The 19,450-nt window shown below is 65.4% G+C and carries 36 protein-coding genes; all 36 read left to right on the top strand.

The genetic code is table 11. The features are described 5' to 3' along the window. Window positions 1–76 precede the first annotated feature (76 nt). The 36 genes from ACSLGO_RS05225 to ACSLGO_RS05050 all read left to right on the top strand — a co-directional run bounded on the left by ACSLGO_RS05225 (window position 77) and on the right by ACSLGO_RS05050 (window position 19,403). A complete protein-coding gene (locus ACSLGO_RS05225) occupies window positions 77–685 on the top strand; it encodes a DUF7255 family protein (protein ID WP_436400378.1) in 609 nt (202 codons plus the stop codon). A gap of 57 nt (window positions 686–742) precedes the next feature. Then, window positions 743–1,768, top strand: a complete 1,026-nt coding sequence (locus tag ACSLGO_RS05220) for an RNA ligase (ATP) (RefSeq protein ID WP_436400376.1) — start codon at window positions 743–745, stop codon at window positions 1,766–1,768. Between the two features lie 38 nt (window positions 1,769–1,806). After that, window positions 1,807–2,139 (top strand): hypothetical protein, encoded by a 333-nt coding sequence (locus ACSLGO_RS05215; protein ID WP_436400375.1) that lies wholly within the window; start codon window positions 1,807–1,809, stop codon window positions 2,137–2,139. Window positions 2,140–2,171: 32 nt separating this feature from the next. Next, window positions 2,172–2,696, top strand: a complete 525-nt coding sequence (locus ACSLGO_RS05210) for a hypothetical protein (protein ID WP_436400373.1) — start codon at window positions 2,172–2,174, stop codon at window positions 2,694–2,696. Window positions 2,697–2,801: 105 nt separating this feature from the next. Continuing rightward, window positions 2,802–3,770, top strand: coding sequence for an SPFH domain-containing protein (locus tag ACSLGO_RS05205; RefSeq protein WP_436400371.1), 969 nt, complete (start codon window positions 2,802–2,804; stop codon window positions 3,768–3,770). A gap of 147 nt (window positions 3,771–3,917) precedes the next feature. Then, window positions 3,918–4,193: a hypothetical protein gene (locus tag ACSLGO_RS05200; protein WP_436400369.1), complete on the top strand. Its 276-nt coding sequence runs from the start codon at window positions 3,918–3,920 to the stop codon at window positions 4,191–4,193. 35 nt (window positions 4,194–4,228) lie between these two features. Beyond that, complete coding sequence (gene orn / locus ACSLGO_RS05195) at window positions 4,229–4,816, top strand: oligoribonuclease (protein WP_436400367.1); 588 nt, start codon at window positions 4,229–4,231, stop codon at window positions 4,814–4,816. Window positions 4,817–4,918: 102 nt separating this feature from the next. After that, a complete protein-coding gene (locus ACSLGO_RS05190; RefSeq protein ID WP_436400365.1) occupies window positions 4,919–5,464 on the top strand; it encodes a hypothetical protein in 546 nt (181 codons plus the stop codon). Window positions 5,465–5,521: 57 nt separating this feature from the next. After that, window positions 5,522–6,079, top strand: coding sequence for a hypothetical protein (locus ACSLGO_RS05185; protein ID WP_436400363.1), 558 nt, complete (start codon window positions 5,522–5,524; stop codon window positions 6,077–6,079). A 79-nt stretch (window positions 6,080–6,158) separates the two neighbouring features. Then, on the top strand, window positions 6,159–7,022 hold the full coding sequence (locus ACSLGO_RS05180; protein WP_436400361.1) for an ATP-grasp domain-containing protein: 864 nt from the start codon (window positions 6,159–6,161) through the stop codon (window positions 7,020–7,022). Window positions 7,023–7,065: 43 nt separating this feature from the next. Continuing rightward, complete coding sequence (locus ACSLGO_RS05175) at window positions 7,066–7,818, top strand: hypothetical protein (RefSeq protein ID WP_436400360.1); 753 nt, start codon at window positions 7,066–7,068, stop codon at window positions 7,816–7,818. 39 nt (window positions 7,819–7,857) lie between these two features. Beyond that, window positions 7,858–8,166, top strand: a complete 309-nt coding sequence (locus tag ACSLGO_RS05170) for a hypothetical protein (protein WP_436400358.1) — start codon at window positions 7,858–7,860, stop codon at window positions 8,164–8,166. Window positions 8,167–8,193: 27 nt separating this feature from the next. Beyond that, window positions 8,194–9,078: a helicase associated domain-containing protein gene (locus tag ACSLGO_RS05165; protein ID WP_436400357.1), complete on the top strand. Its 885-nt coding sequence runs from the start codon at window positions 8,194–8,196 to the stop codon at window positions 9,076–9,078. A 47-nt stretch (window positions 9,079–9,125) separates the two neighbouring features. After that, entirely contained in the window at window positions 9,126–9,446 is a 321-nt protein-coding gene (locus ACSLGO_RS05160) for a hypothetical protein (protein WP_436400355.1), read from the top strand. Between the two features lie 2 nt (window positions 9,447–9,448). After that, entirely contained in the window at window positions 9,449–9,799 is a 351-nt protein-coding gene (locus ACSLGO_RS05155; protein WP_436400353.1) for a hypothetical protein, read from the top strand. Further along, a complete protein-coding gene (locus ACSLGO_RS05150) occupies window positions 9,792–10,163 on the top strand; it encodes a hypothetical protein (RefSeq protein ID WP_436400351.1) in 372 nt (123 codons plus the stop codon). Before ACSLGO_RS05155 ends, ACSLGO_RS05150 begins: the two co-directional genes overlap by 8 nt. Then, entirely contained in the window at window positions 10,153–10,425 is a 273-nt protein-coding gene (locus ACSLGO_RS05145; protein ID WP_436400349.1) for a hypothetical protein, read from the top strand. The genes ACSLGO_RS05150 and ACSLGO_RS05145 overlap by 11 nt, the downstream gene beginning before the upstream one ends. 42 nt (window positions 10,426–10,467) lie before the next feature. Next, entirely contained in the window at window positions 10,468–10,776 is a 309-nt protein-coding gene (locus ACSLGO_RS05140; RefSeq protein WP_436400347.1) for a hypothetical protein, read from the top strand. A 209-nt stretch (window positions 10,777–10,985) separates the two neighbouring features. Continuing rightward, window positions 10,986–11,420, top strand: a complete 435-nt coding sequence (locus ACSLGO_RS05135) for a hypothetical protein (protein ID WP_436400346.1) — start codon at window positions 10,986–10,988, stop codon at window positions 11,418–11,420. 41 nt (window positions 11,421–11,461) lie between these two features. Continuing rightward, window positions 11,462–11,974, top strand: a complete 513-nt coding sequence (locus ACSLGO_RS05130; protein ID WP_436400344.1) for a hypothetical protein — start codon at window positions 11,462–11,464, stop codon at window positions 11,972–11,974. A gap of 42 nt (window positions 11,975–12,016) precedes the next feature. Then, window positions 12,017–12,313 carry a hypothetical protein gene (locus ACSLGO_RS05125; RefSeq protein WP_436400342.1) on the top strand — a complete coding sequence of 99 codons (297 nt, stop codon included), beginning with the start codon at window positions 12,017–12,019 and terminating at the stop codon, window positions 12,311–12,313. Between the two features lie 4 nt (window positions 12,314–12,317). After that, entirely contained in the window at window positions 12,318–12,617 is a 300-nt protein-coding gene (locus ACSLGO_RS05120; protein WP_436400340.1) for a hypothetical protein, read from the top strand. Then, window positions 12,614–12,988, top strand: coding sequence for a hypothetical protein (locus ACSLGO_RS05115; protein ID WP_436400339.1), 375 nt, complete (start codon window positions 12,614–12,616; stop codon window positions 12,986–12,988). The genes ACSLGO_RS05120 and ACSLGO_RS05115 overlap by 4 nt, the downstream gene beginning before the upstream one ends. A gap of 60 nt (window positions 12,989–13,048) precedes the next feature. After that, window positions 13,049–13,291 (top strand): hypothetical protein, encoded by a 243-nt coding sequence (locus tag ACSLGO_RS05110; protein WP_436400337.1) that lies wholly within the window; start codon window positions 13,049–13,051, stop codon window positions 13,289–13,291. Further along, complete coding sequence (locus ACSLGO_RS05105; protein WP_436400334.1) at window positions 13,284–13,778, top strand: hypothetical protein; 495 nt, start codon at window positions 13,284–13,286, stop codon at window positions 13,776–13,778. Before ACSLGO_RS05110 ends, ACSLGO_RS05105 begins: the two co-directional genes overlap by 8 nt. A gap of 69 nt (window positions 13,779–13,847) precedes the next feature. Next, on the top strand, window positions 13,848–14,306 hold the full coding sequence (locus ACSLGO_RS05100; RefSeq protein ID WP_436400333.1) for a hypothetical protein: 459 nt from the start codon (window positions 13,848–13,850) through the stop codon (window positions 14,304–14,306). After that, entirely contained in the window at window positions 14,307–14,774 is a 468-nt protein-coding gene (locus tag ACSLGO_RS05095) for a hypothetical protein (RefSeq protein ID WP_436400331.1), read from the top strand. Between the two features lie 3 nt (window positions 14,775–14,777). Beyond that, entirely contained in the window at window positions 14,778–15,047 is a 270-nt protein-coding gene (locus tag ACSLGO_RS05090; protein WP_436400329.1) for a hypothetical protein, read from the top strand. Then, window positions 15,044–15,910 carry a hypothetical protein gene (locus tag ACSLGO_RS05085; RefSeq protein WP_436400327.1) on the top strand — a complete coding sequence of 289 codons (867 nt, stop codon included), beginning with the start codon at window positions 15,044–15,046 and terminating at the stop codon, window positions 15,908–15,910. Before ACSLGO_RS05090 ends, ACSLGO_RS05085 begins: the two co-directional genes overlap by 4 nt. Before the next feature lie 3 nt (window positions 15,911–15,913). Beyond that, the gene (locus tag ACSLGO_RS05080; protein ID WP_436400326.1) at window positions 15,914–16,288 is read left to right on the top strand and encodes a hypothetical protein; all 375 of its coding nucleotides are present in this window, start codon (window positions 15,914–15,916) and stop codon (window positions 16,286–16,288) included. Then, a complete protein-coding gene (locus ACSLGO_RS05075; RefSeq protein ID WP_436400324.1) occupies window positions 16,281–16,574 on the top strand; it encodes a hypothetical protein in 294 nt (97 codons plus the stop codon). Before ACSLGO_RS05080 ends, ACSLGO_RS05075 begins: the two co-directional genes overlap by 8 nt. 54 nt (window positions 16,575–16,628) lie before the next feature. Further along, entirely contained in the window at window positions 16,629–16,913 is a 285-nt protein-coding gene (locus ACSLGO_RS05070) for a hypothetical protein (RefSeq protein ID WP_436400322.1), read from the top strand. Next, on the top strand, window positions 16,903–17,499 hold the full coding sequence (locus ACSLGO_RS05065; RefSeq protein ID WP_436400320.1) for a hypothetical protein: 597 nt from the start codon (window positions 16,903–16,905) through the stop codon (window positions 17,497–17,499). Before ACSLGO_RS05070 ends, ACSLGO_RS05065 begins: the two co-directional genes overlap by 11 nt. 16 nt (window positions 17,500–17,515) lie before the next feature. Continuing rightward, a complete protein-coding gene (locus ACSLGO_RS05060; RefSeq protein WP_436400318.1) occupies window positions 17,516–17,674 on the top strand; it encodes a hypothetical protein in 159 nt (52 codons plus the stop codon). Between the two features lie 44 nt (window positions 17,675–17,718). Then, window positions 17,719–18,603 (top strand): hypothetical protein, encoded by an 885-nt coding sequence (locus ACSLGO_RS05055; RefSeq protein WP_436400316.1) that lies wholly within the window; start codon window positions 17,719–17,721, stop codon window positions 18,601–18,603. Window positions 18,604–18,752: 149 nt separating this feature from the next. Beyond that, window positions 18,753–19,403, top strand: coding sequence for a hypothetical protein (locus tag ACSLGO_RS05050; RefSeq protein WP_436400315.1), 651 nt, complete (start codon window positions 18,753–18,755; stop codon window positions 19,401–19,403). The last annotated feature ends 47 nt before the right edge of the window (window positions 19,404–19,450 follow it).

Raw genomic sequence — 19,450 nt, 5'->3', positions numbered from 1 at the left:
TGCGCGTAGCGCTCGTTGAAGGAGACGCCGCCTAGGCCTGCACTCCAGTCGTCATCCTGACGGGTAGCGTGTCGGCATGGGGAAACGAGAAACCGCCATGGGCGGACTGCTGACCAATGCCGGATACCGGATCACGGACAAGCCGCCGAACGCCAGCACCGCCAATATGGGAGGCCACGCCCGGGCAGAGGCACTGGGGCTCTACCAGCGCCTGCAGGGCATCCGGGAGCTCGAACGGATCTCTTCCGGTACCTGGGACGTCGCCGTGCAGGGCAACCTGCTCATCGAAGTGGACGAGGAGAACCATTTCAACCGGCACCGGGCCGCCACACTGGACGGAACCGACTACCCGTGGACGGCCGACTATCTTCGCTACTGCGCAGAGTACGAGTCCCGCTGCCGGACCAACGGCGGGTTCTGGACGTCCACATCTTCCGAGTGCATGTTCGGCCCGGCCAGCCCACGGGGAGACCACACCGGTGTCGGTGCACCGCGGTGGCGGCAGCGGGCGCTCTACGACGCCGTCCGCGACGTCTGGGCCCAGGGCAACCCGGGCTGGAGTCTCGCGCGGCTGTCCATCTACGACGTCGTAGACGGTGTCAGCTTCAATGACGTCCTCAAGGGCAGGCAGCAGATAGCACCGGACCGCCTCCGGGAACTGATCGAGGCCCGGACCCTGGGATAGCAGCCCGGCCGGACACCTCCGTCGAGGGAAGTGGCTTCGTCCGCACACATAGGTGACATGACCATCACCGCCGAAGCTACTGACCGCACGCTCGCCACATTGGAGCGCGTCACTGCCCTGACACCGATAGAGAACGCCGACGCCATTGAATCCGCCACTGTGCGCGGCTGGAACGTCGTCGTGAAGAAGGGCGAGTTCGCTCTCGGTGACCTGGTCATCTACTTCGAGATCGACTCCCTGCTGCCGCTGGACGATGAGCGCTTCGCGTTCCTGGCCCCGCGCGGTGACAAGACCGTCGACGGTGTCCGCGGCCACGTTCTGAAGACGGTGCGGCTGCGCGGCACCTACTCACAGGGCCTGGTGCTGCCTGCCGCCCTGTTCCCCGAAGTGGACGAGTGCCTGGACGGGATCACCTTCGCCGAGCGCCTGGGAATCAGCAAATATGAGGAACCGGTCCCGGCCGAAATGGAAGGCAAGGCAGCCGGTCCGTTCCCGCGCGCATTCGCTCCGAAGACCACCCTCGAACGGGTCCAGAACCTTACCCCCGTCTGGGACGCGGTGCACCGGCACCCGTTCTACGCCACCGAGAAGATCGACGGCACCTCCACCACCTACGTCAACGACGGCGGCACACTGCGCGCAGCCGGGCGCAACTGGGAATACACCGACGACGGCAGTGTCCCGTGGCTGATGGCTGAGACCTACAGGATCCTGGAACGGCTGCCCGAGGGCTGGGCTGTCCAGGGTGAAATCTACGGCGCCGGAGTCACCGCCAAGAACCGGCTGAAAATCGACGGCAAGCGCTTCGCGGCGTTCAACGTCACGGACAACGGCAAGGTCGTGCCCCGCGCGGAATGGCCTGCGGCGCTGGCCGAGATCGGAGCACCGTTACTGGATCTGGAACTGCCGGACACCGTCGAAGCTGCCGTAGCGCAGGCCGAAGGTTTGAAGTCCTCCATCACCCCCGGCGCATCGGCCGAAGGCATCGTCTGGCACTCAGCCACCGGCACCGGCCTGCAGGAACTCGGCGGCCGCACCGGCATGAAGGTCATCAACAACAAGTGGCTGCTGAAGAACTCCTGACGCCTCCCCGAACCGACCCCTTACCTATAGGAGAAACCTTGGAATCAGCCCTGATCACCGCCGGCATTCTTGTCGCGGTCATTGCCGTAACCGTTCCCGTGTACCGGATCGTCAAGCGGAACTCGGACAAGTCGAGGCAGCGCGGCGCCTACGCCCCGGGTCCGTCTGCCGGCACAGCACGGAACTCACCGTCCTCCTCCGGGGCCGACAACGATGCCTGGTTTGCGGCGATGATCGCAGGCTTCGGCACCTCGGCAGCGTCCTATAACCAGGACAGCGGCACCCGCTCCTCAGACCATCACTCCAGCGGGCACAGCAGCTACGACTCAGGTTCCAGCTGGTCTGACTCAGGCTCCGTCTCCGTTGACTGAAAACCCCGCCAGCAGACAGGAAGAGAGGGCACATGCCCGCCAGCATTTCCGTTGATAACGCCACCGGAAGCCAGGTCACCATCAATAAGCTCGTGCAGCTGACCGTCGAGGACTCCTCGACTGTCACCGCGGATCTCGGAGCGGCTGTCAGTGTCCGCGTCCTGGAAGGCGGCCGGGTCGTCTTCATCCGCGACGACGTCCTCCTGCTTCCCCGTCTGGACTCCGTCCTTGAGGCCATGATCATGCGCGCAGCACCGCGCGGCGCAGCGGCAGTTCACCGCCTTCGCGGAACCCTGAACGGCATACTCGCCCGCCACCCCGAAGCAGTTGCCTCGAACACAGTCACCGGAGACCATCGGGCACCGTACTGGGCCGGCCCGCTGACCCCGGCCAGCACGGACGTGCCGGACGAACCTCTCCCGGATACCTACCCGGCTTCCCCGCTGGGTTCAGTCTTCTGGCTCGAGGACGGGATCCGTATGAGGGCGGAATTCAATATGGCGGGCATGATCACCGGCACCGCCCGCTACCGGATCCAGCCTGAACCGCGGTCATAACCTCCAGCAGGAGGCAGCGGTGAGAGAGACGGGCCTGTCCGCACACATGGGGGATGCAGGACCACTGAAGGACCTGCACTTCACTCCACCGAAAGCAGGCACCACTTGTTCAGCGTTATCGCCTCCGCCGTCTTCCTGATTGGCGGACTGGCCGTCCTCTCCCTGGGCTTGAAACTCAAGAAGTCCCGCACCGGTGCCCTGGGCCCCGGCGGGCTGGACGTCCCCTCCATCGCCCCCATCGGTGTCGGCGTCATCGCCCTCGTGATCTCCGCAGCCATCCTGGCCTCCAGCATTTTCGTACAGGTCTCCGCCAAGAACGCCGGCGTCCTTGTATCCTTCGGCAAGGTCTCCGAGAAGACCCTCTCCCCCGGCCTGCACGCTAAGCTCCCGTGGCAGAAGGTCGTCGAGATCGACGGCACCATCCAGACCGACGAGTACCGCGGCGATTCCTGTATCCAGGTCCGTATCGGCGACGGCTCCCAGGCCTGCGTTTCCATCACCAACCGCTGGAGCGTCGTAGAGGCAGAAGCCAACCGGGTATTCCAGGACTTCAAGTCCGACGACCCGACCCTGTCCTTCCGTGACGCTGTCATCAGCACACAGCTGAAGGCTTCCCTGCAGAAGGCCCTGAGCGACTACAACCCGGTCGCCGAGTTCAACGGCGCAGACAAGGACGCCTCCTCGGCTGATATGTCCTTCTCCCCCGACTACGACACCATTTCCAATCTCGTGGAAGATGACATGAAGGCCCGGCTGGGCTCCGAAGCCATGGCGCAGATCGAGAGCATCACGATCTCCTACATGCAGCTCTCTGACAACACGCAGAAGAAGCTTGACGACTACGTGGCCGCCATTGGCGAGACCCGCATCGCCGAGCAGAAGCAGCAGACCGCCGCAGCACAGGCCGAAGCCAACCGCCAGCTCTCCTCCTCGGTGAGCAACGACCCGAACGTTCTGGTTTCCAAGTGCATGGACACGCTGGCCGAGTCCGCCGAGAGCGGCTACCAGCTCCCGGCAGGCTTCAGCTGCTGGCCCGGCACCGGCGGCAGCGTCGTTATCCCCGGCACCCGCTAAAACCGGCTGCTGACAGCCCCGGTCCTCCACCCAGTGTGGACGGGCCGGGGCTGTTCCCGTCCCCGGGAAGGTTTCGGCCCGCCTCCGCACACATAGGGGTTGAGGGCGGAGCAGATGCCGGCCCCGGGACGATGAAGGAGCACCGCAATGACTACTTTGCCGCACGATGTAGCCCCGGCACCTGAGCAGGACTACCCGGACGAATGGGCGGAGTACCGGAAGCAGCTCGACTCACGCGTTCCCCAGCAAACCGGCAGCGCCGGAAGCTGCGATGCATGCGGCCGCTTTCTGAGCAAGGACATCTGGGACAACACCGGCTACGGTCCGATGCTTTTCGGCGGTGTCGTTAGTTTCGATCCCGGGTACATCAGCATCACGTACAAGTGCTCCAACGACGATTGTTCCCCTGACATGCTGTGGTGACTTCCACGGCGCCAACCAACCCTGAAAGCAGATTCATGACCAAGCACGCCGACAACATCGCGTGGCTCGACTTCGAAGCCACCGGACTCATGGACAACCCCGATGTCGTCCCGCTGGAAATTGCAGCCGTCATCACCGACGCGAACCTGAATGAACTCGCGTCCTTCGGCCCGTTCGCCATTCACGCCACCGACGACGAGCTGGCCGTCATGAACGACTTCGTGACCAACATGCACACTGTCACCGGCCTCATTGACCGGGTCCGGACCTCGGCCGTCACCATCGAGCAGGTCGACGCCGCCCTGGCTGCCTTCGCTGCCCCCTTCTTCCCCTCCAAGGGAGAACTGGTCGACGGCACCAAGTACCGCGGCATGGTGATCGGCGGGAACAGCGTCAAGTTCGACTTCGCTGTCATCGAAAAGTTCTTCCCGGCCACCAAGGCGAACATGGATTACCGTGTCATCGACATTTCCTCCGTGGGTGAGCTCGTGCGCCGCTGGAACCACAAGGCCTGGGCCGCCATGCCGCCCAAGGCCAGCGACCACACGGCCATGACGGACATCCGCGCCGGCATTGACGAACTGCGCTACTACCGCAGCGTCGGCCTCACACCGGCAAGCTAGGCCACTCTCCGACACGGCCCCGGCTGCAGCACCCCTGCATCCGGGGCCTTGCCATGCCCGGATACGGGAACAGCTCCCGGAGCCGCCGCACACATGGAACCCATGCAGACACTCGACCGTAATTACCTGGCCAGCCATCCCGAAGGCGACGAGAAGGCCAGGATCACCATGTCCGTGCCCGTCGGCCCTGAATTCGGAATTCCGGCGAACCCGGACGGCACACCCGCGACAATCAGCATCGGGGTGACTGCCGAGAACTACCTGAGCGCTCTGGCAGCCCTGGCCCACCACCATGAGCGCGTCGACGAACTGATCCTGGTCTGGCTCTGTGAGCTGCTGACACCGGAACAGATCGAAGCCGTGAACCAGCTTCCGGACGACGCCGAGGACGTCCCGTACGTCGAAGAGGCATCAAACCGGATCCACCATGAGTACCTGACCTTTGCAACCACCGCCGAGATCACCCGCCCCGGCACGGAGGAGAAGGAAGAGGTCCTCATCGCCATCAAGGCCCCTTCGCTGACCACCGGGCTCATGGCCTTCACGGAGGCGACAACTCCCAGGGCCCTGACGAACCTCGCCATCGGACTGTGCCCGGAGACAGGCGAACCCGCCGGCAGCAGTGAAGTCCTCGTCCGGAACGCCTAGCCACAGCCGGCAGGACGGGCGGTGAGAGACCCTGAGCCCTCCGCACACATGGGAGGCATGAGAACACTTGATGCGGCTTACCTTTCCACCCACCCCGAGGGCGATACCAAGGCGGAGTTCACGCTCAGTGCCGAAGTCCCCGGCAGTGTGGATGTGAAGCCGAACCCGGACGGAACCCGTCCCTCCATCTCCGTCAAGGTCAGCTCGGAAACCTACATGGCTGCCCTGCTCATCCTGACGCAGATGCACGATGACCCCTCCGAGCTGTACGCCAACTGGATCACCAGCGTCCTGTCTCCGGAGCAGCTTGAACAGCTCGAGAACACCCCTGAAGGCGAAGGCGCCCCGCAGGCCATCAAGGACGCCGTCAACGCGGTCCACGATGACTTCCTGACCATCGGGCTCACCGCCACGGCCATTTTCGCTGACGCCACCGGCAAGGAGGTCACCCAGGAGGCGCACATCGACATCACGGCTCCCTCAGTTGCCAGCGGCCTGTCTGCCTTCGACTACCTGACCTCCCCGCGGCTGCTCACCAACGCAGCCATCAGCTTCTCCCCCGAAACCGAAGATGACGAAGACTGGGGAGACTCCAACGAGGTCCTCGTCCGTTAGCCCAAGCCACCTTCTGAACCGCCCCGGCACGAACCTGTGCCGGGGCTTTCCCCTTCCCGCAGGACAGGACACCGGCCCGATGCCGTTCACCCACCTCACCGTCGTATCCACGGCAGCCTGGATCGCCCGGGATCTCGCAGCTGCCGGCACCATCCCTGTCCGCGCAGTGCTGGGGTTCGACGTACCCAATCTGACCGGCAGCGCCCTTTGGTGTCCGGGTCCGTGGGCGACCAGGCTCATGAAAACCGGTGCGTCCCGGTCCTTCACCTCGGCCGGACCGGACTGGCTGGCCCGCGTCCCCGGCCGTTATCTCCGCCGGAAGGTCTGGTGCGGCACACTCGGTGAACTTGAGCGGCGGGAGGACTTCGGTCCGGGCTTCTACAAGCTCAGCGAGCACAAGCACTCCCTCGTGCCCGCAGAAGTGCACGCCAGCAGCCATGACTTCACCGAACACGTCCACGCAGCCTTCGACGCCTGGCCCGGGGCCGGGAGTGATGTCCTGGACCTGAACTGCACCGTCTCGGGCCTGATGGACTACCGGCATGAATACCGCTGCTTCATCGCCCACGGCGCGGTCACGGCCGCATCGCAGTACCTGAGCCGGCTTCCCGGAATCCACGGCGGGGACGTTACGGTCACCTGGGATGCGTACCAGGAGGACCGCTGCCCGGATCCGTCCGAGGCCTCAGCCTTCGCCCAGGAGGTTGCCAATGCCATGGAATCAGACCAGCCGCCCGGCTACACCCTGGACGTCGGATGCGATGCTGAGGGCCGCTGGAGCGTCATTGAAGCCAACGCCGCCTGGAGCTCCGGGATCTACCATGCACCGCGCAGCGGAGTCATCGAATCCGTCCTCGCATCCCAGGAACCGGGACATGACGAATGGCTCTGGAGCCCGGACCATCTCTTCCTCTCCCGCGCCTGGGCACTGCCTGCCGGGTAGGGCGGCTGATTCCCGTCGCGGGCCGGCACGCATAGAAACAGAAGTGACCAACCCACAGGAAAAGAAGAAGTCCACCCGCAACGCCCTGATCGTGCGCTTCGGTGCCCTCGCCGCGGTGGTCCTTGCCGTGGTCCTGCTCATTGGCTTCTGCACCGGTCCCAACACGGCCGAGCGGAATAACTCCGACAGTCCTGCAGCGTCGGGGGAAAAGGTGAAGACCTCCCACGGTTCCTATCTGCAGAGCAGCATCGGCAGCGACGACCCCGCCTGGGACCTTCCCGACGCGGCCGTCGCCACTGAGGTCCTGGCACAGTACACCCGGGACGAAGTCCATGACGCGTACCGGTTCGCCCTGACCTTCACGGCACAGGAAGGCATCGACTCCGCCCTGAACGGAGAGGGTGTCAGCGTCGCCGACTGGTGGAAGGGACACTCGAAGTTCTTCCACCCCGACAACCGCCCCGAGATGCTTACCTCCCTTGAACAGGGCAAGGCAGTCGTGCAGCGCGAGCCCTGGCAGGAGAAGGACTACGAAGGGTACTCCTACATCTACGACGGCTCCCCGCGGGTCCTTGAGCGGACGATCACCCCGGATGCAGTGTGGCTGACCGGAGACGGAGGCATTGCCTTCCGCATGAGCGTGAACTACACCATGGCTGTCGTGCCCGGCATCGGCGAGGCCGGGGACGGGCGCCAGGTCACCCATGGATACATGACCTACTCGGTACGCGAAACCGGCCCCGGGGACTGGGCGATCACGAGCTTCATGCACGACCTGCGCACCTTCCCCGGATAACCGGTGAGAGACCGTACCTCCGCCGCACACATGTCGGATATGACCCCACAGGAAGATCATGGCGGCGCCGCCCTTGCTGCCCAGCCCCTGGACGTCCGGCAGCTCGACGCGCTGCCGGTCCTCTCTGTCGTGCTGAACACAGAGCTGAACCCCCATGCCTGGCAGAAGCGCCTCGTCTTCACCGAAGGCGGAGCACGCAGGCACCAGTGGTTCTGCACCACGGATTCCGACTGGGGCGAAAACTCCGAACAGCTCGTCTCCGACTGGGGAAAAATTATCTTGCTCTGGCTGCCTTCGGGCGCCGATATAGCAGCCACCGAACGCCGGGCCGAGCTGGCCGGAATCTGACCAACACCCTCAAGGACAACGCAGCGCATGACTACACCGACAGAGACACCGGCAGGAACCACTGCCCCGGCAGCACCCACCGCGCGCCACCGGCGCATCTGGAGCGGCGTGTTCAGCGACCTGGACCTCTGGGTCAAGGACCGCGGCACCGTGCCCCGGCGGCGGACAGCGGACCCGGAGGAGTACCGTCTGGCCAACTGGCTGAACGTCCAGCGCACCAACCACCGTGCAGGCAAACTCCACCAGGATTACATCGACCAGCTTCAGGAGATCCATGGAGCACTCGAAACCCGCCGGACCCGCACCCATCGCGAGTGGGCCGAAGACATTGCCGCTTTCCACAAGGCGCATGGGCGCATGCCCAGCAGCACCGCAGCAGACCCCGCCGAGCGCTCCCTCGGGCACTACGTGGCAGACCGCCTGCGCCCCGGTATCCGTTCCGGCGACATCACCAACTACGACTGCGAGCCGCTGGCAGGCATCCCCGGTGCCATTGGCCGGCTGAACCGCACCCACCGCCAGTGGGCTGAAGCCATCGCAGCGTTCCATGAGGCGAACGGCCGCATGCCCAGCAGCAAGACCAGCGATGCCGCCGAACGTTCCCTGGGAAACTACATCATCCGCCGCCTGCGCCCGGGAATCCGTTCCGGTGCCATCACGCAGAATGACTATGCACCTGTTGCGGACCTCCCCGGCGCGGTCAGCCGTGCCCGCAAGTCCTCCTCGGACTATTTCCAGGACCTGCTGGCGTTCGCCGCCGCCCACGGCCGCATGCCCGGCTGGAAGGACGCACGCCCCCTGGCCGCATGGGTTCGCCGCGTGCGCAACGCAGGCCCGGCCGACAGCAGTGCAGCCCAGTACCTCGCCAGGGTCGAAGCCGTCGCGGAGAATCTGAAGGCCGGGCAGTCCTGACCGGCCGCCCGGAGAGGAACAGCACCGGCGCCGCACACATGGCACGTATGACCGACACAAACCCTCTCCCCGCGCCCGGGACTGATGACTTCACGGCAGTGCTCGCTGCCATCCACGAGACAGCCGTATCCTCACCGGCCGCAGCTGGAGAGACCGCGGACTACCAGCGGGGCTGGGACGAGGCCATGGCAGCTGTTGCAGCGATCGCCGGAACCTACGAGCCGTCCTTCGCCTACGAGGGCGACGACGGGCACATCACCTTCGAGGCCCAGGCGTCCAGCCTCACTGCCATACACCGCCTCGGTTTCACAGTCCGGCGCCGGGCCGTCGGCCCCTGGGAGCCTGTGCCGCACGGTGCGGTGATCTGACCGTGTACCCGCTGAGCAGCGATGAGCAGCCCGAAGTTCCGAACCACCACCGGATCTTCGCTGCAGCCGCCGAACTGGAAGCCGCCTACACCGCCGGAGAGGAGTTCACGAAGGGACAGCCGCTCTCAGAGGCCATGGTCCTGCTGACCCTCACCGCCGTAGACGACATTGTCGATGACCTGATCGAAGCCTGGCGGACCGGGCCCACCCGGCCGTCCCATCTGCCGCCGGGCTACCAGCCCATCGCACCGTTCCCCGGCATTGACGACCTCAAGCGGGCCATGCTCGTCATGGTCACCCGTGAAGACCGTGCCGAACGCGGCCTGCCGCCGGAAAGGACACCCGATGAGTAACCCCTCCGAGGAAGCAAACGAGACACGCTCCCGGGGCCTCAGCCAGCATTTCCCGCCGGCCCCGGCCTCACCGGAAGCGCAGCGCGCCCGGCTGCGGATGGAGGAGCTGTGTGCCGCTGCTTCCCGCACAGGCCTTTCCCAGCCTGCCATCTTCAACGGGCTGGACCCCCAGGCCGGTGAAATGACCGCGGTCTGGCAGTACAGCACCTGCAGGATCACCGCCTACCTGGCCAACGACGTCTTCGAAGTCGAGCTGGTCCCCATGGGCCCGCCGGAACCCTTCACCACATCCAGCACCGAGGCTGCTGCAGCGTTCGCCGCCGGAATCCATGCCAGCCTGGGAGGACCCGCCCGTGACCGCTGAGACCCAGCCCGACCCGAAGCCGCACATCGGAGCCGTTTACCGGGAAACCGCCACGGGCGTTGAGTACACGCTCGCCGGGCTGCGCTCCCACCGGCAGGTGTTCATGGCAGAGAAGCCCACGGGCAGCGGGCGGATCATTGACCGACTTTCCCTGGACGAGCTGGCCGGGCGGTTCATCTTCGTGCGCTGCAACCACGAGGACTTCTGCTGCACGGAGCACCGCACCCACACCGCACCCCACCGCGGGTGCCTCATGCGCTAGCGCGCCCCCGCATCATTTCGTCATCTGCCAGAAAGTGCCCCCTTGAATTTCATCCTCTTCACCGCAGTCTGCCTCGCCGCCGTCATTCCGCTTTCCCTGCTGGCAGTCCTCCCGGCAGGAATCCCCGGCCGCCGGCGCACCCTGGAAGCCCTGGCCCGGGCCGAGGAAGGTGCTGCTGACAGGGACGATCTGGCCCTGCTCGTCCATGGACACGCCCACCCGGTCTTCTTCAGGCTCCGGCGCTTCCGGGGCCGTATTGCCGCGCAGTGCGAACGCCTCTTCGATGATCTGGGTGTGCCCCGCGAGGATATGGGATGGGTGCCTTCCCGGTCTCTGGTAACCCTGCGCTGACCTGCACGGACTCTTTTTGGGAACGATTGCCCAAACAGACGCTCGGGTATTGTCCGAAATAGTGTCCGAAACATAGGGTCGTGGTTGTGGACACTACAGCGCACTGGGGGACGAAAGCTCAGCAGGAGCGGCGCCTGGCAGAAAGAGCCGCTCAGCTCGCTGCATTCTGTGCAGACGCAGGAAGGCTTCCGTCCGCCCGAACACAGGACATGAACGAACTCGGGCTCTACCTTTTCCTGGAGCTCACTATCCGCCCGCAGTTCCGCTGCGGCACCCTCAGCACAGCTGTCACAGGCATGCTGGAGAACATCCCCGGGGCACTGACCCGCCCTGGCCCGGCATCAGACGACGGCGGATGTGAACTCTCAGCAGTCCGCCGGGCGGCCTTTGAGCGCTGGCTCATCCGGGCTGAGACCTTCACGGCACGCCATGGCTACCGCCCCTCGTCCGAGGACGACAACGGCCTCTACCAGTGGCTGAACCGGGCACGGCGGAAGCTCGCAGCCGGCCAGATCGAAGAGCCGTTCGCCGGGCGCGTCAAGGCCGTGCTTGAGTACCCGGACGTGCGCACCCACCGGTACCGGAGCGCGCGCGGCCTCGCCGAGTCAGGCAATGGCCGCGGACAGGAACGCACCGGGTCCTGAACGCGGGAAGATCCATGCTCCCCTCCGTACACATAGGGAGCATGGACACAATGCCTTCCGCAGCCGGACTCAGCCTCGAAGAATTCAAGGCACGCAACCGCGCACTGGCCGCTGCTTCCGGACAGCCGCTGCCGGACCTCGATGACCAGCAGTGGCAGTGGATGCAGGACCGGATCCCGGACGAACTTGAAAGCGCCCTGGCTGAGAGCAGGGACCTCGAAGCGAAGCTGGCCTGGCAGGGCATCATCCGCAGCAACGTGGCGAACCTGTCCTACCTCGCCGGGAGAACAGACACCCACCCCGACGTGCACGGAAAGCCTGAGACCCTGCGCGCCGATGAGCTGTGCGGCAGGCACCTGGGCATCACCGTGCGCAGCCTGACCTACCGGAGCCGCAAAGGAGGATCGCTGCCAGACCCCGGAGAGCGCATCTACGTCGTGTGCAACATCCAGCACCTGAAGAACGGCTCCGTGCTCATCAACGGGTCCTGGCCGTACCTCACCGCTGACACCGTCCTCACCGTCGTGGAGGCTGCCGGCACCAAGGCCGCCTGAGCACCGGGGAGGAACTTGCCTGGTGCCGCACACATAGGGGACATGAACGCACAAGCACACGCTCCCCGGCCCCGGTTCGCCATCCGATACTCCTTCGTCTTCCGCTACCAGCACGAGCGGGTTTTCTCGATCGACATCCCCGTCGAGGACCTCCGGGACCTGGACCTCTCCGTCAGTGCCGTCCGCAACCATGTCGAGGATGACTGGCTCCTGAAGATGAACCTGCTGGGCGACTACCTCAAGAAGTACGAGGAGATGGCAGCGAACTGGGAGTACTGGTCCAAGAATCTGGAACGCAAGCAGGAGTCCATCCGCATCGTCGCCCTGGAAGACGCCTAAACCCGTGACGACCGCGTCCCTTGCCGCTGCCCTCCACGCCCGGTCCAGCCCCGCACCGCTCGAAGAACTGACCCGCACGCTGGCGCTGAGCTCCCAGGACTGGGCCGCCAGCCCGGACTTCGCCTGGATCTACGGCATCACCGTCGGCTGGGACGGGCGCGCCATGCTCGAACTGGCTGCCCGCTTCGGCTGGGACGGGAACCGGATCCTTGAGCTGCGCCGCCTGAGGCGCGAATACCGCAAACTCCAGCTGGCCGAAGAGCGCCGCCGCCAGCCGGCCAACCACGAACGGAACACAGCATGAGCACCCGCGAAAGCATCGCCGCCACCCTGCAGGCCCCGCTGCCAATCGTCTGCGTTGAAGGGGACGGAGTCCTTGCGCCGTACAGCGGTCACCTGCGTGTCCGGTGTTCCCTGAAGGCCGACCCGGACTGGTATGCAAGCCGGGCGGCTGAGCTGCTGGAGCAGCTGGAGTATCTGACCGGAGAGTACATGGCCACCCTGGCTATCGAACGCTGGGCCCGCAAAGCCATCGACGATGAGATCACGGCAATCGCCCACGAGTACTACGGGCCTGACCTCAGCTCCATGACCGAAGGCGCCTGGGAAATCGTCCGGGAGCTCCACCGCACCCGGAAAAAGGTCGCCGAACTGACCCGTCCCCGCAGCCGCTGACGGCGGCAGCTGTACGGTCCGGCGGGGAAGCTGCAGGTCCTGTCCGCACACATGGGGAGCATGAAGAGCATCCTCACCCAGGACGAATGGGACAGGCTTCCGGTCAACACCTATGCCCGGCTGACAGCCTCCGGCCCCGAGGGATACACGGATACCTATGTGACCCGGGTGTACCGCGAAACCGGACCGGCCGAAGGTGAGCACCTGTCCCTGGGCGGGCAGGCCTGGCGGGACGCGTTCCAGAAATCCGATATCACCTATGCCCTCTACATCCCTCCAGCCTCGAAGGACACCGATGACTAAGCAGCAGCTGAAAGAGTTCCGGGAACGCCGCCTCGCCGTCCAGGCTGCCCGCGGGGAAACCGGACTGACATCGGACATGCCGGAGAAGATCTGGACCTTCCTCCTGGGCCGGGCGCTGCAGGAGGTGGATTCGCGCCGTAAAACCGTTGCCATGCTGGAGGAGCGCGCCGCACTGCTCCGGCCCGGCCGCGACCGGCTCGCAGACCTCCTGTACTGCACCGGGGAAACAGAGACTCATCCCCTCCTGCACGGCACCACCGAGACCATCCAGGCAGTGGACCTTTGCGGCCGCCACATCGGCATGACCGCCCGCAGCATCACCTACTCCGACTCCGGGCATTTCACGAAACCGGGCCCGGAGGAGGAGTACCCGCTGAGGTCCGTGCAGCACATGGTCAACGGCATGATCCACGTCAACTGGGGATTCCGCCTGCGCCCGGATACCCCGGTGACGCTCGTCATTCCGCCTGCGGTGAGAGAGGCCTAAGCGTCCGCACACATAGCGGAAGAACACGGTTCCCGCCTCCGCGGGGCCACCTGCAATCGAAGGACGCTCTTGGAAACCATCCCGTACATCGGTGCGCACAGCGCTGCTCAGTCACCGATGGGCATCATTCTCCCCCTGGCCCTTGCAGCGTCCATCCTGCTGCTGCTCTCTGCCTACAAGCCCGCGGACGACAGTGCCCGGCTGGCCAGGACGGCCATGAAGACCCTCGTCATCGCAGCCGCTGCATCCTGGGCCGTAATCTGGGCGTTCCTCACCGCCGGATACAACTCTGACTCGGCCGACGCCGCAGGCACTGCCGCCCTGAACCTCAGTGCCGCCTACGGGCTGGCCATTGACGAAGAAGCAGCCCTGGCCATCGTCCAGGACGACCTTGAAGGCTACGAATTCCTCGGCACCACCTCAGAGGGCGTCATGATCCTCTCCGCAGCATGGGAAGAAAACCAGCTGCACCTCTACTCCAGGGGCTTCGAAGCTGCCGTCCTCAGCCAGTCCGGAACCGAACGCTAAATGGACACTGAAGAGGAAGAGACCTCCCCCGTGCGGCCCACCCGGATGATGGTCCTGGGCCCGTTTGCGATCTGCCTCATCGTGGCGAACGCCTCCATCGGAAACTGGGCTTCCGCTGCAGGAGCGATAATCCTCACCGCGGCGGCCGCTTTCGGTCCGGCGGTCCTGCGTGCCGTGGCCCTCAGCCTCGCCGCCGAGGAGCACACCCCGTCCATGACTTCCAGTGAAGCCGGGCTGCGCATGAGCGCGATAGCGTGTGTCGTCCTCGCCGTCGGCATTGACAGCCCCGTGGTGACCGTCGGGGTATCCATGATTCTTCTCGTCGCCTCGGTCATGCCCGCACTGACGGGTTACCTGATCGACGGGCAACAGGAACGCAACCGCACCGCCGCGCCCTCTCCCGCCGCTGACATGCCCGCCGCCCCGCCGGCTCCCGCTGTCTTCCATATCTCGTCAGTGAGGTTCTAGCCGATGGCAGCACGTAGGGACGTCAAGGCCATCACTGCCGCCCTGGCTGACGTGAAAGCCGGTATCCGGGTCCGGGCAGGGTTCCGGACGCCGCGCTACGGAGACTTTACTGTCACCGCTGAAGCCGTCGCAGGCCTTGAACGCGGCCAGCTCACTGCCGGGTCCTGGCTGCTGGGAACCGCGGGCAAACCGTCCAAGCACCTCCAGAGCCTGGAGATCATCACCGTCGACTCCGCGGCCGGCGCCCCCGAGACTATGGAAGGAGACTCATGAGCACCTGCAGGGTCAGCAGAATGAACTCCTCCCCCGCACCGGAGACCATGCCAGCGCCAGCCCCGGCTGCTGCCCCGCCTTCGGCAGAACTGGAACCTGCCCTCATCTTCCACACCGATTACGAGTGGAACAGCTCCGGTACCCGCATCCGCTGCGCACATTCCCAGTGCCGGGCAGTGTTCACGGTCCCCGAGGCGGGCGACGTCGAGGCAGGCGAAGCGGTCTTCGCAGCACACCAGCGCGAAGTCCTGGGGTCAGTGCCCGTTGAGCTGGCGGCACTGCGCCGCCTGTGGGCAGCCATGCCGGACATGCTCACCTCACTGGCCCACGGGGTCCCGGCCCTGCGCATCGAAGCCGCCCTTTCCCGGATCATCAGCGAAACTGAACACGCCATCAGCGGCGCCCGGGACCTGATCATCGACCAGCCGGCCCCGGCCGCAGAAACACAGACTGAGGAAGCAACCACGGAGCCGGACCCTGAGCCCGGGACCGCCCCCGAACCGGAACCTTCCAGGGGTCCCGCGCCCGCCGACCCTGAACCGGTATCCGGGCCCAAACCTGAACTCCCTGCACCGGCAGAGGATGCAGCGGCGCGCCCCCGGGCCGACGTCACCGGCGTGAAAGCAGGCGACAGGGTCCATGCCGTCTTCAGCACCGCCAAGCAGGGCGTCTTCGACATGGAAGCCACCGTCATCGAAGGCCTCGGCAAGGACCAGCTCGTCGTAGGCTCCTGGCTGCTCTCCTCAGACGGGACAGCCTCAGCACATCTGCAGGAAGTCACCGTCATCGCGGAAGCCGGCAGCCATGACAAGCGGGTTGCCCCGGGCTCGTCCGCACCTGAGCACTTCGGAACGGGGATCTAGGAAATGGGCCGCGAACACACGGCAGGACCTGATCTTGCGCAGCGTGTACCGCGCACTGACCGCCGCGCCGTCCTGTACCAGCTGGCAGATGACGGCGCCTCCGGCGAAGCAGCTGTCTCCCTGACCGCTCATGTCCTGGAGCACGGTTATCACCGCCGTGTGGAGACGGCAGCCCCCGTCACTTCCGCCGACGTCATCATGTTCCTTGGCGAGCTGGGCCTGGACAAGCCTGCGAACCCCCGGCAGACCGTTGACAGCCAGGTTGGATCAGTGCGATTCCATGCCAGCCGGTCAGGGACCAGGGCGCTCAACATCGTCTTCCGGCACCTCCGGCACATCCAGCGGGCTATCGAACCCGAAGAGGGAACCAATGACTAGCAGACCGCTGCCGGCACACCTGGCCAACGCCGCCATCGAGTACCCGGCAATTACCACCCTTGCTGAACTGGATGCACTCCCTGACGGCTCAATCGTCATGATGGACCCGGAGACGACTACCAACCCGGTCCCGTGGGCGAGGGTCGGAAAGCTCTGGGTGGCACTGGATCCCCTGGCGGCCCTGGGAGCACGCGATGAGGCCTGGTCAGTCCAGCTCTTCCGGCGCACCCTCACCGCAGCCCGGCCCCGGAAGCTCGTGCTTCTCTGGATGCCGCCCCGTGACTGAAACCGGACACACCAATCCCGGACCCATCGAAGCACTGCAGCCAAGGAACCAGACATGCCCATAGTCCATATCGACTCAACGTACGAGAAGTTCCCCGCCTACAGCATCATCAGCGAGGGCACCCTCACCGACCAGGCACTGCTCAGCGATGAGGAGCTTGCCTTCATCCGGGAGGCACGCCTCCGCGAATCGTACGCCGACGCACTGATCAGCCACCGGATCGGTCCAGATGACACGACTCCGCTGCGCCTGGACCGCCTGGCCGCGGCCCTGCGTGCCGCCGGCATTGAAGTACCTGCCATCCCCAGCCCGGAGGAGCTTGAAGCCCATGTCCGGTAAGGCAACTGAACGTTCCATGCTTGATGCGCTGCTCGAGCGCTACACGGACATCCGGCGCGGCACCATCACCGACCGGTGGGTGCGGGCAGAGCACGTGCAGTCCGGTCTCGGTTACCGCGACGGCGCCCGGGTAGCCGACTTCGTGGCTGCTGACCGGCATTCGTCCACGATGGCCCTGCACGGGCACGAGGTCAAAGTCAGCCGGTCCGACTGGCTCACTGAGCTGAAGGACCCCTCCAAGGCCGATGCCATCAAGAGGTACATGACCCATTGGTGGCTTGTCGTCCCCGACGCGGACATCGTCAAGCCCGGCGAGCTGCCGGCAGACTGGGGCCTGATGGTCCTCAGGGACGGAAAGCTGAGGGCGAAAAAGTCCGCGCCGCGGCTGGATGCTGAACCGATCCCGCTGGACTTCACCATCGCACTCATGACCGCCGCCGCCCGCACCGGCCAAAGGGAAGTACTCCACCGGGATGCACCGACAATTCACCTGAACCGGCGGTACAGCTGCGGCCTGTGCGGAACACCGGTCCCCTGCGCCCATCACCAGCCACGCCAGGTCCAGCCCCGCCCGCTGGCAGCCTGAACCACCAAGGAGAGATATGAACAGGAAACAGAACCAGGCCAAGGAACGCACCGGATCCGGTGCCGACTGGCCGACGATAGTCTTCTGGGCCGTTGTCGGCATCGCCGCGGTCTCTGTGCTGGCCATGCCCATCGGCCGCTGGGTGACCGGAATCCTGGAGATGCTGGCCGGCTGACCGGCGCAGCTGAGCTTTCCATGGTCCGCCGCACACAGGTGGGCATGAAGCTGAACAGGATTTTCAAACGTAAACCCGCCGGTGTCCCCGACGGCGGCCAATTCGCCCAGGACCAGAAGGCAGAAGCAGCAGTCACGCTCGGTCCATCCACCGCCGAGCACGAGTTCAAACTGCACTTCGACGGCTGGACCCCGTACGGGGCCGCGCAGCCGTACAAGATCGAGGCGGAAGGCGTCCAGCGATTCACGACCCCCTTCGACGACAGGCATTTCGTCCGCCTGTCGGAGGAGCGCAACGCAGCCATTCCGGAGCAGTACCGGAACGAGAACCGCTACTACGCCTCCGACGACAGCTACGCACGGCAGCACAAGGCGGACGAATTGGACGTCGTCATTGCCACCCACCCTGAAGCGTTCGAAGAGGAAGAGGTCGAATGGGCCCGCCAGCGCATCGCCCTCCACGACGCCCCGCAGGACCTGCAGGCAGACCTCTCCGAGGTCCAGGCACGTGCTTCGGTCGCCCGGTCAAAGACCGAGCGGATCCGTGCCGAACTGGCTGCCCACGAAAAGGCTGAACAGAAGTGGATCGCCTCCACGGTCGCCGCCGGCGCCCTGGAGCACTTCCCGGACGCAGACTCACTGGACTTCATGCGGTACGGTGACGGCCTGATAGGCAGCATTCGGGTAACCGACCGCAGAGGCAAGATCCTGGGCATGATGTCCGTCATGCAGAACGGACGGGTCATCGGCGACGGTGGCGAAGAAGGCCAGCAGTACCTTGTTGCCGCCATGCACTCCCTGGAAGCTGTGCCCGATGATCTGCTTCGGGAACAGGGCGCCGGCGTCGGACCGGGCGACGAAGCCGGTGACAGGGCAGTCGTCATCCATATCGCCCCGGTCCTCGGCAAAGCGGCTGAGCGCTGCCGTTAAAACCCGGCCTCCTTGGAAAGAAGGCCCGCACCAATCCACACCGGTGCGGGCCTTCTCCATGTCCGGGGGCTGTGAGCAGGAACCGGACCGGCTCCGCACACATAGGGAACGCCGGCACATTCCCGGCACTCCCTGACGAAAGGCTTACCGTGTTCACTGCTCCGGCCCGCAAGCTCGCCAACGCCCTGGCCAACGCCCTGATCTTCGCCGACACCAAAGCGGCCGACCACCGTCAGCACCTCGCCGCGGTGCGGGTCAGGGTCCGCACGAACACCTTCGATGCCATGGCCACGGACGCATACATTATCGGCCACGGCCGTGCTGGTGGAAGCAGCCCGGGAGACACCTGGACTGCCCTCCTGCCGGTCAGCGAGCTGAAGCAGGCTGCAACCGCCCTGAAGCGCTCCAAGGGGGAAGCGTCAGTGGACTTTGACGGGACCGCGGTGACGTTCATCGTCGGCGACAGCAAATACCTGGTCACCGGCATCGACGGCGCAGAGAGATTCGATGCCATCGAGTCGCTGTTCCCCGCCCTCATGAACTATGAGGCAAGCCCCGGATACCTCGTCATCGACCCGGACATTACAGCGAGACTGGGGAAGCTGAAGGACTACGACTCCGCCAACACCGTGGTGGACGCCCACCGTCCGCACGCACTCATTCTGGGCCTGAACCCGGATCCGTCCTCTCCCGCAGTCGGCGCCTTCGGCCCTGACTTCCGGCTGCTGATCGCTGCCCGCCGCGCCAAGTACACCCCGAACGAGCTGGCCTACGCCGGCTGGAACTCCTGGGAACCCTGACCCGGATCCGGCGGGGGTGGGGAGGGACACCTGAGCGTCCGCACACA

This window comes from Arthrobacter sp. IK3 (genome assembly GCF_051337705.1).
GTDB lineage: Bacteria > Actinomycetota > Actinomycetes > Actinomycetales > Micrococcaceae > Arthrobacter_B > Arthrobacter_B koreensis.
This window is presented reverse-complemented; position numbering and strand designations above follow the sequence as displayed.

Excerpts from the sequence above, each read along its gene's own strand:
- ACSLGO_RS05225 (WP_436400378.1), top strand. The coding sequence starts at position 77 with ATGGGGAAACGAGAAACCGCCATGGGCGGACTGCTGACCAATGCCGGA.
- ACSLGO_RS05220 (WP_436400376.1), top strand. The coding sequence starts at position 743 with ATGACCATCACCGCCGAAGCTACTGACCGCACGCTCGCCACATTGGAG.
- ACSLGO_RS05210 (WP_436400373.1), top strand. The coding sequence starts at position 2,172 with ATGCCCGCCAGCATTTCCGTTGATAACGCCACCGGAAGCCAGGTCACC.
- ACSLGO_RS05200 (WP_436400369.1), top strand. The coding sequence starts at position 3,918 with ATGACTACTTTGCCGCACGATGTAGCCCCGGCACCTGAGCAGGACTAC.
- orn (WP_436400367.1), top strand. The coding sequence starts at position 4,229 with ATGACCAAGCACGCCGACAACATCGCGTGGCTCGACTTCGAAGCCACC.
- ACSLGO_RS05190 (WP_436400365.1), top strand. The coding sequence starts at position 4,919 with ATGCAGACACTCGACCGTAATTACCTGGCCAGCCATCCCGAAGGCGAC.
- ACSLGO_RS05185 (WP_436400363.1), top strand. The coding sequence starts at position 5,522 with ATGAGAACACTTGATGCGGCTTACCTTTCCACCCACCCCGAGGGCGAT.
- ACSLGO_RS05180 (WP_436400361.1), top strand. The coding sequence starts at position 6,159 with ATGCCGTTCACCCACCTCACCGTCGTATCCACGGCAGCCTGGATCGCC.
- ACSLGO_RS05170 (WP_436400358.1), top strand. The coding sequence starts at position 7,858 with ATGACCCCACAGGAAGATCATGGCGGCGCCGCCCTTGCTGCCCAGCCC.
- ACSLGO_RS05165 (WP_436400357.1), top strand. The coding sequence starts at position 8,194 with ATGACTACACCGACAGAGACACCGGCAGGAACCACTGCCCCGGCAGCA.
- ACSLGO_RS05160 (WP_436400355.1), top strand. The coding sequence starts at position 9,126 with ATGACCGACACAAACCCTCTCCCCGCGCCCGGGACTGATGACTTCACG.
- ACSLGO_RS05150 (WP_436400351.1), top strand. The coding sequence starts at position 9,792 with ATGAGTAACCCCTCCGAGGAAGCAAACGAGACACGCTCCCGGGGCCTC.
- ACSLGO_RS05135 (WP_436400346.1), top strand. The coding sequence starts at position 10,986 with ATGAACGAACTCGGGCTCTACCTTTTCCTGGAGCTCACTATCCGCCCG.
- ACSLGO_RS05130 (WP_436400344.1), top strand. The coding sequence starts at position 11,462 with ATGGACACAATGCCTTCCGCAGCCGGACTCAGCCTCGAAGAATTCAAG.
- ACSLGO_RS05125 (WP_436400342.1), top strand. The coding sequence starts at position 12,017 with ATGAACGCACAAGCACACGCTCCCCGGCCCCGGTTCGCCATCCGATAC.
- ACSLGO_RS05115 (WP_436400339.1), top strand. The coding sequence starts at position 12,614 with ATGAGCACCCGCGAAAGCATCGCCGCCACCCTGCAGGCCCCGCTGCCA.
- ACSLGO_RS05110 (WP_436400337.1), top strand. The coding sequence starts at position 13,049 with ATGAAGAGCATCCTCACCCAGGACGAATGGGACAGGCTTCCGGTCAAC.
- ACSLGO_RS05105 (WP_436400334.1), top strand. The coding sequence starts at position 13,284 with ATGACTAAGCAGCAGCTGAAAGAGTTCCGGGAACGCCGCCTCGCCGTC.
- ACSLGO_RS05095 (WP_436400331.1), top strand. The coding sequence starts at position 14,307 with ATGGACACTGAAGAGGAAGAGACCTCCCCCGTGCGGCCCACCCGGATG.
- ACSLGO_RS05090 (WP_436400329.1), top strand. The coding sequence starts at position 14,778 with ATGGCAGCACGTAGGGACGTCAAGGCCATCACTGCCGCCCTGGCTGAC.
- ACSLGO_RS05085 (WP_436400327.1), top strand. The coding sequence starts at position 15,044 with ATGAGCACCTGCAGGGTCAGCAGAATGAACTCCTCCCCCGCACCGGAG.
- ACSLGO_RS05080 (WP_436400326.1), top strand. The coding sequence starts at position 15,914 with ATGGGCCGCGAACACACGGCAGGACCTGATCTTGCGCAGCGTGTACCG.
- ACSLGO_RS05075 (WP_436400324.1), top strand. The coding sequence starts at position 16,281 with ATGACTAGCAGACCGCTGCCGGCACACCTGGCCAACGCCGCCATCGAG.
- ACSLGO_RS05070 (WP_436400322.1), top strand. The coding sequence starts at position 16,629 with ATGCCCATAGTCCATATCGACTCAACGTACGAGAAGTTCCCCGCCTAC.
- ACSLGO_RS05065 (WP_436400320.1), top strand. The coding sequence starts at position 16,903 with ATGTCCGGTAAGGCAACTGAACGTTCCATGCTTGATGCGCTGCTCGAG.
- ACSLGO_RS05060 (WP_436400318.1), top strand. The coding sequence starts at position 17,516 with ATGAACAGGAAACAGAACCAGGCCAAGGAACGCACCGGATCCGGTGCC.
- ACSLGO_RS05055 (WP_436400316.1), top strand. The coding sequence starts at position 17,719 with ATGAAGCTGAACAGGATTTTCAAACGTAAACCCGCCGGTGTCCCCGAC.